The following is a 13712-nucleotide window of genomic DNA, read 5'->3' on the forward strand; positions in this document are numbered from 1 at the left end:
CCTGCATCTCTCCCTTATGATGGAGATAGTATATCTTTGTAATGTTCTACAAACACTTTTCGATCCTTCTCATATGTATCCGCATCAAACTCATCCCCGTTGTAGTGAATACACCATAAATTTGCTTGATTAGGGATACCAATTAAATAACCTGCCTTTTGAAACTCTAAAGACTGCGACACATCATAAAAGTGGAATCCTTGAAATAAGTCTTCTCGCCACGGGATATCATACTGTGTGGCCATTAATAATCCATCAATTGCCTGAACTGACATAAATGATTGATTCCCATAAAAGAGCTGATCTAAATTTAATAGTTGGTAATTCTGTCTTCTATACTCAATCACTTTCCCTACTAAATTTTTCCCTTCCCACCATATCCCATTGCTCGGTAAAAACTGAGCACCAGCTACTCCAATTAAACCAAGTTTTTCGTTATCTTTAAAAAGAGAAATAAGTGTATAAAACATCTCACGATTAATAAGATAAGTATCTTGATGTATATAAACCTTATACTTCGCGGGATATGAAAGTGCTCGGTTATATGCACTTGCCATACTTTTCGCATCTCGTATCGGAAAAATTTGTACAACATAACCAGGGGGAACAAAAAGGTTTCTTATCTGTCTCTCGCACTGTTCAAATAACTCTTCATTGTTTATACAAACAACGACTAATATTGTATGATCTTTCATTTTGTAGCCCCTCTATTCGTCTTGATTTACATCTGACATATAGTGCTCCACAAAGATCTTTCTATACTTGTCATAGTTGGTCATATTCACATCAATATGATAGTGAATGCACCAAGCATCACGCTGTACAGGAACCCCAACTGTATAGCCAGCTTTTCTAAATTCAAATGATTGGGACACATCATAATAGTCAAACCCATCAAACAAGTCTTCTCGCCACGGAATATCGTATTGCGTTGCCATCAATAAACCATCAATACATTCCACAGGCATAAATGTTTTTGACTCATGGTACGGCTGTTCTTGACTTGCCATATAAAATAAATCATTCATATAACCAATTACCTTTCCAACAACTCCTTTTCCTTCGTTCCATATCCCGTTTGGAGGAACGTATTGTGCTCCAATCATTCCTATCATCCCAAGATGTTCATGTTCGTTAAATAATTGCAGTAGTCCATGTAAAAATGCTACATTCATAATGAAAACATCTTGGTGTATATACACTTTATATTTCGCTGGATGCGAAATCGCTTGATTATATCCGCTCGTCATACTTTTCGCATTCCGAATTGGCATAAACTGTACAACATATCCTGGTGGCACTGCCAATCTCAATATATGTCGTACACACTGTGCATACATTTTCGAATCATTTATACATGTAACAAATAATATCGTTTTCTCAGCAGCGCTCATAACGATGATTTTTCTGCTTCAATAATATACTGAAATACGACCGTCTCAGCCATGAAGCCACTTCCAAGACGATATTTTTTACAAACTCCATATAACTCCTCAATTAACGGTTCATACATTTTATGATCAATATATACACGATCTACTTTACTAATAGAATATCCTGCTTTTAAAAACATTCGAAGCATTTCATTAAATGTAAAGAAACGAATATGCGTTTTATCTAATAAACCATATTCTGTATACGTCCAATTTCCAGCAAGTAACGGTGCTAATACTGAAATGTGAGCAACGTTTGGTATACTTGCTAAAATCACACCATTTTCTTTTATATATGGCTTTACTTTTTCTATTACAGCCCAAGGATCAAATAAATGCTCTAATACATCCCCAAATATAACGCAATCAAATTGTTCCTCCTCGTACGGCATATCCATTGTTTCTATATCACCTAAAACAACATGATCTAGTTTTTCCTTTGCTTGTTCTGCCGCCTCTGGGAATGCCTCAATTCCTGATACACGTGTGCCATTTTCTTTTATGGCAGCTCCCAATGCACCACTCGAGCAACCGATATCAAGAACTTCTTTCCATTCCTTTTTTATATGCTTTAATAAATTCGGATTCACTGCATTATAATAATGCCCAGACTTTTCTTCGTATAAAGAATTTTTTGGGGAATTCATTTTACACACTCCTTATGCAAATTGAATTTAAAATATAAATCTCATCTAAAATCTATAGATATAACCAGTACTAGTTACATTGCCAATACTTTACTATATAGCCAATCTATTAGAGTTAGAATCGCGATGAGCCATTTCTAAAAAAAGCTGCCTATAACGATTTATATTGTTTATCAAAAACACTCCGAAAATATTTGCGGTTATATTCGATTGCAGCATTATTTGGAACATAAGCAGCTGCTAATTCGTTGTAATAATAAGCTTTGTCTTGCTCTCCTAACTTGCTATAACAAATACACATTTGTAAATAGGGAAGCCATGTGTAGCTCGCTGGACTATGAAATGGACTCTCCGTGGCCATTGGTACTTCCGTTGCAAGTTTAAACCAAAATATCGCTTCATTATATTTTTGTTGTTCCATATATATATATCCTATTCTTGTACAATTCTCTCCTCTAGGAATAGCATACCGAAACGACTTCACACAAGATTCAACTGCCTTTTCCCATAATCCAAGCTTTGCATAGCAATCTCCTAATTTACCACATGCATAAATTTTCTCTTCATACCATCCTTCGTCTTGATTAAGAAATGTTTCATATAGAAGAACTGCATCATCATATTTTTGGTTATCCATACATTCATTTGCGTAATAAAATAAATCTCTCGGACTCAATTCTTCTCCAGCTGCTACAGCATCTTGAAAAATTTTCAAATTACGATTTGTTACCTTTTTTTCTTTTTTATGTGTAATAGCAACATTACTACTAAAAGTTTCACCAGAAATAGCTAAATATTCATGGACCTTTCCAAACCATTGAAATTGTTTTTCACGCTTTACAAGTCGATTTCTTTTTGTACAATATAAAGGTTTCCCGTTAGAATCCATTGCAAGATGATAAGGCATCGAAACAGCATCAATTTTAGGATCCAATTCTCTTTTTAACAGTTTCAATGCTTCTTGAGCATCTTCTAATAATACGTCATCTGCATCTAGCCACAATATATACTCTTGCGTCGCTTTTGAAAAAGAAAAATTTCTAGCTGCCGCAAAATCATTAATCCATGGAAAGTCATATATGTTAGAGGTATATTGAGCTACAATTTCTTTCGTTCGATCAACGGAACCTGTATCAACAACTATAATTTCATCCACAATTTTCTCTACGGTGTCTAAACAACGGGCTATGGTCTCTTCCTCATCTCGAACAATCATACACAAACTAATTGTAATTCCTTGCTTGTTCAACATAATCACCCTCTTCCAAATCAATCATATGTTATACATATACTAAACTTTCCACTTTTTTAAATTGTTCAAGCAGTTTAAGATTTCTTTTCAATAATTCAAATGTCCGTGTCATTTTCTTTCGGTTTTGCATCTACTATATAATGAACGCTTTATGGAGGTGAATTTATGTCAAATCATAATTATTCAGATGGATTAAATCCCGATGAGTCTTTATCAGCTAGTGCATTTGACCCTAATCTTGTAGGACCAACATTACCACCGATACCACCGTTTACCCTTCCTACCGGACCAACTGGGCCGACTGGACCAACTGGGCCGACTGGGCCAACTGTACCAACTGGGCCGACTGGAGCAACTGGACCGACTGGGCCAACTGGGCCAACTGGAGACACTGGTGCTACTGGACCGACTGGAGCAACTGGAGACACTGGTGCTACTGGACCAACTGGGCCAACTGGAGACACTGGTGCTACTGGACTGACTGGGCCGACTGGAGACACTGGTGCTACTGGACTGACTGGGCCGACTGGTGCTACCGGACTGACTGGGCCAACTGGACCATCAGGGCTAGGACTTCCAGCAGGATTATATGCATTTAACTCCGGTGGGATTTCTTTAGATCTAGGAATTAATGATCCACTACCATTTAATACTGTTGGATCTCAGTTTGGTACAGCAATTTCTCAATTAGATGCTGATACTTTCGTAATTAGTGAAACTGGATTCTATAAAATTACTGTTATCGCTAATACTGCAACAGTCAGTGCATTAGGAGGTCTTACAATCCAAGTGAATGGAGTACCTGTACCAGGTACTGGATCAAGTTTAATCTCACTTGGAGCACCTATCGTTATTCAAGCAATTACGCAAATTACGACAACTCCATCATTGGTTGAAGTAATTGTTACAGGGCTTGGGCTATCATTAGCTCTTGGTACGAGTGCATCCATTATTATTGAAAAAATCGCTTAATTTTTTACTTAGCAGTAAAACTGATATTAGTTTTACTGCTTTTTCATTTTTAAATTCAATCATTAAATCTTCCTTTTCTACATAGTCATAATGTTGTATGACATTCCGCAGGAGGCACTTATATGGAAAATAAATCAGCTGTCCAGCTTTATCTTGAGCTATTAAAGAAAACCATTTTATTTGAAATATGGTTGGAATACGAACCATACTTACCTGCTTCGTTACATATATCTAAAGAACTATCATATGAACCAGTTACGGTCCCACTTCCTTTATTTCTTAAGCAGTATGTAGAAAATCACAATTTAAAAATCGTTAACCCTAATGTTTCAAACAATGAGCGTCAAGGTGGTAAGGATTGGCCAAGAGCTGCACACAGTATGGTTGGTCGAAAACGTATGAATCAATTACAAGAGGCGATGGAGACTGTAGTCAGAGAAAATATAGAAGGCGATTTTATTGAAACTGGTGTATGGCGCGGAGGATCATGCATTTTTATGAATGGGTTTTTACAAGCAAACAACATTACGGATCGTACTGTATGGGTTGCTGATTCGTTTGAAGGTCTGCCCGCACCTAACTTAGAACAATATCCGAAAGATTACGGTGATTATTTGCACACATTCGATTACTTACGAGTTTCTTTAGAAACAGTGCAAGAAAACTTTAGAAAATATGATTTATTAAATGATCAGGTGAAATTTTTAAAGGGTTGGTTTAAAGATACATTGCCTTCAGCACCGATAGAAAAAATTGCAATTGCTCGCCTTGATGGTGATATGTATGAATCAACGATGGATAGTCTTGTAAATTTATACGATAAAGTTTCAATAGGTGGCTTTATTATTATTGATGATTATGGACTGATAACATGCGCAGAGGCCGTAACAGATTTCAGAAGTGAAAGAAACATAAAAACTCCTATGACTCAAATCGATGATTTCGGTATTTTTTGGAGAAAAGAATAGAATAAAAAATTATTTAATTGAGGGGTACTATTATACTACTAATTCATGAAAACAAATCTTGTAATGAATAAAAGCAAAGCTCCCCTCAATATAAGGTAGAAATTTCCTACTTTACTATAAGAAAGGTGTGAATTTTTTGAACGAAAATGAGAAAAAAATCACATTAATTCCACCCCCAGAACTCGTTCAATATGTAGGTGGTCATTTTGAAGAAGTTGGAAAAGAGTTTATGCAGTATTTTATTGAAATTGGCAATTTAAAATCAAATGAAACAGTGTTAGATGTAGGCTGTGGTATCGGCCGGATAGCGGTTCCATTAATGAACTATTTAAGCGATGATGGTAATTATTATGGATTTGACTTATTTAATAAGGGAATTACATGGTGCAAAAATAACATTTCAACACGCCGTAACAATTTCCATTTTGAACATGTCGATATATATAACCAATTCTACAATCCCGATGGAAAAGAAGATGCTTCTCAATACAAGTTTCCATATGAAGATGAATCATTTGACTTTATTTTTTTAACGTCTGTATTTACCCATCTTCTTCCGAAAGAATTAGAGCATTACTTAAGTGAAATTTCTCGAGTTTTGAAAAAGGATGGGAGATGTTTTATTACTTTCTTTTTAATTAATCCTGAGTCTTCCTATTATTTAAATGCAGGTCTAAGTGCGTTAGGTTTTTATCATCAAATTGACAATTGTTATGTTCTAAATAAAGAGATCCCAAATTTCGCAGTTGCCTATCCTGAGGAAGATATTCGTACCCTATTAAATAAGTATGGACTAGAATTGCAGACTCCTCCCCATTATGGTTCATGGTGTAGCAGAACTGAATACACAAGCTATCAAGATATTATTCTTACACAAAAAATTTCCGAAAGGTAGTTGTATATGAATAATATAAAAAATCCGCCTCTCGTTTCCATCCTTATTCCAACCTATAATCGGCCTCATTATTTTAAAATCGCTCTAGAAAGCGCATTAGCACAAACCTATCCAAACATTGAAATTATTGTAGGAGACGATAGCACAAATAATGAAACAGAAAAATTAATATACAGAGATTATTTACATAAGCATAAACATATAACGTACATTCGAAACCCCTCTACTTTAGGACAATTTCATAACGCCCTTATGCTTTTAGAACAATCAAATGGAGAGTACATAAATTTCTTAATGGATGATGATATATTTTATAATAATAAAATTGAAAAAATGATGTTTTATTTCCAAAAAGACTTAAATCAAAATCTCGCACTTATTACATCTTATCGTACTTGGATTAATGATGATGGAGATATAATTGAACAACACCCCTCCATGAAAAGATTATATGATGAAGATACTCTACTAAATGGGAAAGATTTTGGAAACCGTATGCTTATACTAGGGCAAAATATTATTGGTGAACCTACGACTGTACTCTTTCGAAAATGCCTATTAACAGAACCTTTCGGTACTTTAAATGGTAGAAATTATAATTGTAGTGTGGATATGGCTTCTTGGATCAGTTTACTTTCCAAAGGTGATGCAATCTATATTACGGAACCTTTAAGTTCTTTCCGCCTTCATACGGGACAGCAAGTACATCACAAATACCTTGAAGGTTGCGAAGATTTTTCACATCTCGTTTTACATTCAAAAAAATATGGTTTTCTACAAGAGATTGACTATTACAAAACGAGTCTGTTAAAAGCTTGCGAATGGTATAAAAACGCTACAACATTTTATCAGCTATATCCAGAACTCATTCCAACGACCGATACACATACTCGCCTTTCTCATTGTTTGAATATAGTTACAAAAGAACTCCATGCAATCTAATCCATCACAAGGGGGAATTCCTTCCTTGTGATGTATGACTTCCCGCAAATAGTGGAATAAATGTATGCATAGTCTGCTTGTATATTATTTTTTTCATGACATAATCCACATATTTACTAGGCGATAGAAAGGAATACATACATTGAAAGATCCAAATTCTCAATATCAAATAGACTACGTATTACTATGCATCTTATTTGCCATTGGGACTGTTAGTTGCTTTGCAATTGCAAGTGCACAAGCCTCTTTACCACCATTTTTGCAAAATGTAAATTTTGTATTAAAGCAAATCCAGTGGTACTTCATTGGATTCATAGCCATTGGTGTTATTATGATTATCGATTTCGATCGTTATCAAAAAATTGCTTGGTATTTATACAGCTTTGCATTGGTACTACTAATTGGGCTAGAACTTCAAGTACCAGGTGCCATTACAATTAAAGGTGCGACCGCTTGGTACAGGCTCCCAGGCATCGGAAATTTCCAGCCTTCTGAAATTATGAAATTGTTTTTAATTATCGTCACCGGACGAATTATAGCAAATCACAATGAGAAATATTTTTACCGAACAATACACGATGATTTTTTATTACTCGGAAAAATATGCGCAACAAGTTTGCCGCCCCTACTACTTATCGCAAAGGAACCTGATTTAGGAAACACAATGGTAATTTCAGCTATGCTTGCAGCAATGATATTAGTTTCTGGTATACGTTGGCGTTTTATTTTCGGGTTAGCTTCCGGTATCTTTGCAGCTGGCGTTACATTAACGTATATTTTTTTTACTCATACAAAATTCTTTAAAGCACACATTTTACAAGAATATCAATTAAATCGCTTCTACGGCTGGTTAGCTCCATACAAATATGATGCGCAAGGCTATCAATTAAGACAAGCTTTCTTAGCTACTGGATCAGGAGAAATGCAAGGAAAAGGTTGGGAAAATGGACAAGTATACTTTCCAGAACCACATACAGATTTTATTTTCACTAATGTCGCTGAGCAATTCGGATTTTTAGGCGCAAGCGTCATTATTGCACTTTTTTTCCTACTTATTTTCCGCATGATTCATATCGCTATAGAAAGTAATGACCCTTTCGGTAGTTACATCTGCGCTGGTACAATCGGAATGTTTACTTTTCAAGTATTTCAAAATATCGGGATGACAATCGGACTACTACCTATTACAGGAATCACATTACCCCTTATGAGCTACGGAGGAAGTTCCTTACTCACATACATGATAGCGATTGGATTTGTTTTAAACGTCCGCTCAAGAACGAAAATCTTTATGTTTAACTGAAGCACAAAAACGGTATATTTTTATCTCTATCCTTTTTTAGATATACTAATGAAAAATATGATGGAGGTTTAAATATGAAATATGACATTATAGGGGATATACATGGATGCTTACAAGAGTTTCAAAATTTAACAGAGAAGCTAGGGTATAACTGGAGTAGCGGTCTACCGATTCACCCTGATCAACGCAAACTTGCATTTGTTGGTGATATTACAGATCGCGGCCCTCATTCATTACGTATGATTGAAATTGTATGGGAACTTGTCATACATAAAAAAGTAGCTTACTACGCTCCGGGAAATCACTGTAATAAACTATACCGATTTTTCCTTGGGCGTAATGTAACAATCGCTCATGGACTCGAAACAACTGTTGCTGAATATGAAGCACTGCCTTCTCATAAACAAAACATGATAAAAGAAAAATTCATCACACTTTACGAGCAATCCCCTTTATATCACGTACTCGATGAGAAAAGGTTACTCGTGTGTCACGCCGGCATTCGGCAAGATTACATAGGAAGACAAGATAAAAAAGTACAAACCTTTGTATTATATGGCGATATCACTGGAGAAAAACATGCTGACGGTTCACCTGTCCGTCGCGACTGGGCGAAGGAGTATAAAGGAACAGCTTGGGTTGTATATGGACATACACCCGTAAAAGAACCTCGCTTTGTAAATCATACAGTCAATATTGACACTGGTGCTGTATTTGGTGGCAAACTAACTGGACTACGTTATCCTGAAATGGAGATTGTTTCCGTTCCTTCCTCCCTGCCTTTTGTCCCTGAGAAATTCCGCCCAATTTCATAACTCATATGTAAGGATTACCGTATCTTTTAGGCGTCTCTCATATAAAGTGAAACTTTAATCAGCCCTCACCAATCCCACTTTAATGGGCAGCCCGTCCATTAAAGTGGGATAAAAATTGGGTAAAGTCATTAAAAAAAGATGCAATAAAGTGCATCTTTTTTTAATGACACGGCATATACTGTCGCAGGAGGTGACAGAATGAAGAAAAAATCTTCTAAACAAAAAAGAAAATGCCCGCCTTTTTATCTGCCCATGTACGGAATTAACAACTGGTGCAGCATTCGAGCTGCAGCTGTAGAAGAACTGGAAGAACAAGAGGCTTCCACAAAAAACAAAGATAGACCAAAATATGTCTCATTACAGAATGCTGTAATGAGACGCATAATTGATAATAGAAAAGCAAAGATGCAGCAAAAAAATAAACCTCTCTCTACTCATATTGAACAGATTGTGCCTTCTGAGCAAGTAGAGAAGAATACAGAAGAAAACAGCCCTGTAGCAATAAATAAAAAAGCGGAAGCAGACATTCCAGCTGCTATTATAAATCAAGTAAAAAAAATTAAAGAAGCATTAGTACCGTCAGGTGATATACAAACAGAAAAAACGATTATCATTCAGACCCCTACATCTGAAAATACAAAAGTAAAAAAAGATGGGCGGTATGCATATGCAGAGGGTCTTCACTCTCATGCAGAGGGTACAGCTTCACATGCAGAAGGACTTCTGACACATGCAAAAGGTTCTTTCTCTCATGCAGAAGGATCAAAAACGAAAGCAACTGGACATAGTTCCCATAGTGAAGGAAGTGAAACGACAGCAGGTGGCTCCTATTCTCATGCGGAAGGTAAACATACAATCGCTTTAGGCGAAGCAGCACATGCAGAAGGAACCGCGACTATCGCTAACGGATTCTCTTCTCATGCGGAAGGTAATCATACATCAACAGCTCATTTTGCAGGTAGCCATATTATGGGGCGCTTCGGCGCAGCAGATGAATCTTATTCTTGGTTTATTGCAAACGGTACAAATGAAACCGATCATAATATCGGTGCAAAGTGGCTTGCTCATAATGGAGAAATGTACATTGAGGGCGCTTCTTACAATGCAAGCGGAACTGATTTTGCGCAAATGTTTGAAACAGTAGACAATACTTTTATTGATGTAGGTTATTTCGTTACATTTAGTAGCGAAGAAAAAATTCGAATCGCTACTTCAAACGATTCATTCATCTTAGGAATATCTAGTGCCACCCCCGCTCTTATAGGAAATAGCGGTGCTTTAAGTTGGCAAAAACGCTATAAAACAGATAGCTTCGGAAAACGTCAATATGTACGTACGGAATCGCAAGACATACAACCTCTTTTAAATACAGAATGGGATCCAGCTTGCAAATATATAGCAAGAAAAGACCGTAACGAGTGGCTTCCTGTCGGATTAATTGGACAAATGTTAGTACGTGATGACGGTACTTGCGAAACGCATGGATATTGTCGTCCAAATAACGATGGCATTGCTACAAAATCTGAAAGTGGCTTTTTCGTTATAAAGCGCACGGGCGACAATCAAATTTTAATATTATTCCGCTAAGAAAAAGGGAACAAAATTCTTCGTTACATAAGAATTTTGTTCCCTTTTTAAGTATGTCTTAATACCGCTTGCATATCGCTTGGAATCGGTGTAGTGAAAGACATTTCTTTCTCTAAAATAGGATGATAAAACGTCAAGGATGTACTGTGAAGCGCTTGTCGTTTCATTTCATCTCTTTTTCCACCATATAAATTATCGCCAAGTAGCGGATGTCCTATGTACGCCATATGCACACGAATTTGATGCGTTCTCCCTGTATCGAGCTCAAGTGATACGTGCGTCTTATGATTGACGCTATCGATCACTCTAAAATGAGTAACGGCTCTTTGCCCCTCCTCACAAACGGTTCGCTCAATAATGCTATCCGATTTTCGTCCAATCGGTGCGTCAATCGTTCCTTCTCTTTCTACCATCTCACCGTGAACAATCGCTTCATACGTTCTTTTCACAGCTTTTTGTTGATGCTGTTTCGATAAAAGATGATGTACGAAACGATTTTTTGCAATAAGCATAAGCCCTGAAGTATCACGATCTAACCTCGTTACGATGTGCACCGTACTTGCAAGATGTCGCTTATCATAATGAGATAAGAGCGCATTCGCAACACTTCCTGCCGGATGTTCTCTAGACGGGATCGTTGACATGTTTGCCTCTTTGTTTATGACAAGAACTGCATCATCTTCATATACGATACATAAAGGAATATCTTCAGCAATCATCCCTTCACTTCTTTCCTCTACTGGAAAAAAGACACGTAATTCTTCACCAGCTTGCAACTGATGACGAACGCTCGCATGTTGACCATTTACTTCTATAGATCCGCCATGAAACTTTATATCCGTTAATGCGGCTTTGGAGATCCCTTTTGTTTTTAAAAATTCTCTAACCAAAGTTCCTTCCTCAGCCGAGTCTATATCCCATTTCAATGTAAATCTGTTCAAATATATAAACCCTTTCTATTTATCTGCAACAAACGAGTCACGAACTCGTTTCCAGAACGGAAATGGACGGAAACGAACGAATCGTACTTTCTCATTTGCCACGCGATACTGAATTGATTTCACATCTTGATGAACCATCGTTAAATGGTCCACCGTAATTTGTAAGTTCATTCCTGCAGTCGGCTTCAGCACGCATGTATGATGTTTCGGCAATACGAGCGGCGAACCTACCGTACGAAACACACGGTTATTAATCGATGCCATTTCTGCAATTTGAATCGCTTCAATAGAAGGGTGAATAATTGCTCCGCCAAGCGCCTTATTATACGCAGTACTTCCCGAAGGAGTAGAAATACAAAGGCCATCCCCGCGGAACGTTTCAAAGTACTCTCCGCGTATTTCCACTTCTGTTACTAATGTACCTTCTGCACTTTTTACAGTCGCTTCATTCATCGCTAAATACTGCGACTCTTTACTCCCATTCACATAGCGAATAATCACTTCTAAAAGCGGATATTCCACCACTTGGAATGGTGTTTTAGCAATTGCAATTACTAATTTCTCTACTTCTGTCGGTAACCAATCTGCATAGAAACCTAAATGCCCTGTATGTACACCAACAAATGCTGTTTCATCCAATCGATTATAATAACGATGAAACGCATATAAAAGCGTTCCATCTCCCCCAACAGAAATTACAATATCGGGTTCCTTTTCATCCATTATAAATCCAAAATCTAGCAAGTATTCTTTCATCGTGCTTGCTAGTGCATCTGATGATTGATCTCCCTTTGACATAATTGTAAATTTCATCGCCCAACACCCTTTAGTTTATGATTCGGAATCTTTCGTTTCTTGCTTTCTTGAAAAAGCTTTCTGCGCTTCTTGAATTTCAAGACGGATAGAAGACATTTCTTCATCTAATAAAAATGCTGCTTCCGCTGCACGTTGCAAGCGTATTTTAATATCTTCAGGAAAACGTCCACTATATTTATAATTTAAAGAATGCTCAATTGTTGCCCAAAAGTTCATTGCTAACGTACGTATTTGGATTTCTACCAACACTTTTTGTTCTCCTTGAATTGTTTGAACAGGATAACTAATAACAACGTGATAAGAACGATAACCACTATCTTTCTTTTGCGTGACATAATCACGCTCTTCCACGATTTCAAAGTCATTTCGTTTTCTAAGATATTCTACAACAGGCTTAATCTCATCAACAAATTGACACATCATTCGAAGGCCTGCGATGTCTTGCATATCTTCTCTTAGCCTGTCTAACGGTACATTTCTCTTCTCCGCTTTATCAATAATGCTTGCAACCGACTTTACCCTTCCTGTTACAAACTCAATTGGAGAATGCTCTGTTAACATTGCAAATTGAGTACGCATTCCTTTTAGTTTCACTTTCAGCTCTGCCACCGCTTGATGGTAAGGTGCTAAAAATTCTTCCCAATTTCGATTCATTTCAACCACCACCAAAATCAATCCATTTGCTTATAGAAATACTTTTTCTACAGCAGTTACTAGTTCTTCTCCGTAATTTGCATTACCTTCAATATTTTCAACTAAATATTCTACTTCTTCTTTTAATCCTTCTAATTCCATTTCAATGTCATTCACGCGAACAAACATAACCACATCGTTATTCATCGCTTCATGCATTGCTTCCCAGCATGTGTGCGGAATACTTACATAAATGAAAGATGATTCGTTTTCTAAGATATATAAAAATGATAAATTGTCTGAGTCTACAAGTACGTGATTACGCGCACTTAACCCCTTTACCTCTATTTCACTATTTTCCGCACAAAAAATAAGAGCATTCTCTCTCTTTTCTACGCTCTTAACTTGGATTTTATTTTGCATGCTCTAACTCCTCCATCTCAACTTCCTGTCTTACTTAACAGTATTATTGTATCATAACATGGACGCAAACAAATAAAACATTGAA

The 13712-nt window shown here is 36.7% G+C and carries 15 protein-coding genes; 7 read left to right on the forward strand and 8 right to left on the reverse strand.

The features are described 5' to 3' along the window. Positions 1-14: 14 nt before the first annotated feature. From MR147_RS08540 to MR147_RS08555, 4 genes are all read right to left on the reverse strand, one after another. Positions 15-695: a glycosyltransferase family protein gene (locus tag MR147_RS08540; protein WP_000651513.1), complete on the reverse strand. Its 681-nt coding sequence runs from the start codon at positions 693-695 to the stop codon at positions 15-17. Between the two features lie 12 nt (positions 696-707). Continuing rightward, a complete protein-coding gene (locus MR147_RS08545; protein ID WP_074609831.1) occupies positions 708-1394 on the reverse strand; it encodes a glycosyltransferase family protein in 687 nt (228 codons plus the stop codon). Beyond that, positions 1391-2080: a class I SAM-dependent methyltransferase gene (locus MR147_RS08550; protein WP_074609832.1), complete on the reverse strand. Its 690-nt coding sequence runs from the start codon at positions 2078-2080 to the stop codon at positions 1391-1393. Before MR147_RS08550 ends, MR147_RS08545 begins: the two co-directional genes overlap by 4 nt. A 151-nt stretch (positions 2081-2231) precedes the next feature. Further along, positions 2232-3332: a glycosyltransferase gene (locus tag MR147_RS08555; RefSeq protein ID WP_074609834.1), complete on the reverse strand. Its 1101-nt coding sequence runs from the start codon at positions 3330-3332 to the stop codon at positions 2232-2234. Between the two features lie 165 nt (positions 3333-3497). On the opposite strand from MR147_RS08555, the gene MR147_RS08560 reads away from it, so the two are divergent. The 7 genes from MR147_RS08560 (at position 3498) to MR147_RS08590 (ending at position 10814) form a co-directional block, all read left to right on the forward strand. Further along, a complete protein-coding gene (locus tag MR147_RS08560; protein ID WP_242303919.1) occupies positions 3498-4304 on the forward strand; it encodes a BclA C-terminal domain-containing protein in 807 nt (268 codons plus the stop codon). Positions 4305-4426: 122 nt separating this feature from the next. Continuing rightward, positions 4427-5272 carry a TylF/MycF family methyltransferase gene (locus MR147_RS08565; protein ID WP_000428861.1) on the forward strand — a complete coding sequence of 282 codons (846 nt, stop codon included), beginning with the start codon at positions 4427-4429 and terminating at the stop codon, positions 5270-5272. A 136-nt stretch (positions 5273-5408) separates the two neighbouring features. Further along, complete coding sequence (locus MR147_RS08570; RefSeq protein ID WP_139302882.1) at positions 5409-6167, forward strand: class I SAM-dependent methyltransferase; 759 nt, start codon at positions 5409-5411, stop codon at positions 6165-6167. Between the two features lie 6 nt (positions 6168-6173). Then, positions 6174-7109, forward strand: a complete 936-nt coding sequence (locus MR147_RS08575; RefSeq protein ID WP_074609839.1) for a glycosyltransferase family 2 protein — start codon at positions 6174-6176, stop codon at positions 7107-7109. Between the two features lie 142 nt (positions 7110-7251). Further along, positions 7252-8412 (forward strand): FtsW/RodA/SpoVE family cell cycle protein, encoded by a 1161-nt coding sequence (locus MR147_RS08580; RefSeq protein ID WP_074609840.1) that lies wholly within the window; start codon positions 7252-7254, stop codon positions 8410-8412. A 74-nt stretch (positions 8413-8486) separates the two neighbouring features. Beyond that, entirely contained in the window at positions 8487-9227 is a 741-nt protein-coding gene (prpE, locus tag MR147_RS08585) for a bis(5'-nucleosyl)-tetraphosphatase PrpE (protein WP_074609842.1), read from the forward strand. Positions 9228-9425: 198 nt separating this feature from the next. Next, positions 9426-10814 (forward strand): peptidase G2 autoproteolytic cleavage domain-containing protein, encoded by a 1389-nt coding sequence (locus MR147_RS08590; protein ID WP_074609844.1) that lies wholly within the window; start codon positions 9426-9428, stop codon positions 10812-10814. A 47-nt stretch (positions 10815-10861) separates the two neighbouring features. Here MR147_RS08590 and MR147_RS08595 read toward each other — a convergent pair whose 3' ends face one another. Genes MR147_RS08595 through MR147_RS08610 form a run of 4 tightly spaced genes read right to left on the reverse strand, consistent with a single transcriptional unit; the run spans position 10862 to position 13627 of the window. Next, the gene (locus MR147_RS08595; RefSeq protein WP_074609845.1) at positions 10862-11755 is read right to left on the reverse strand and encodes an RluA family pseudouridine synthase; all 894 of its coding nucleotides are present in this window, start codon (positions 11753-11755) and stop codon (positions 10862-10864) included. 15 nt (positions 11756-11770) lie between these two features. Continuing rightward, on the reverse strand, positions 11771-12568 hold the full coding sequence (locus tag MR147_RS08600; RefSeq protein ID WP_000673184.1) for an NAD kinase: 798 nt from the start codon (positions 12566-12568) through the stop codon (positions 11771-11773). An 18-nt stretch (positions 12569-12586) separates the two neighbouring features. Continuing rightward, positions 12587-13225, reverse strand: a complete 639-nt coding sequence (yjbM, locus tag MR147_RS08605) for a GTP diphosphokinase (RefSeq protein WP_001081482.1) — start codon at positions 13223-13225, stop codon at positions 12587-12589. 30 nt (positions 13226-13255) lie between these two features. After that, entirely contained in the window at positions 13256-13627 is a 372-nt protein-coding gene (locus tag MR147_RS08610) for a UPF0738 family protein (RefSeq protein ID WP_001180009.1), read from the reverse strand. Positions 13628-13712 lie beyond the last annotated feature (85 nt).

Source organism: Bacillus cereus group sp. BfR-BA-01350 (assembly GCF_022663775.1).
In the GTDB taxonomy this organism is placed as follows: domain Bacteria; phylum Bacillota; class Bacilli; order Bacillales; family Bacillaceae_G; genus Bacillus_A; species Bacillus_A paranthracis.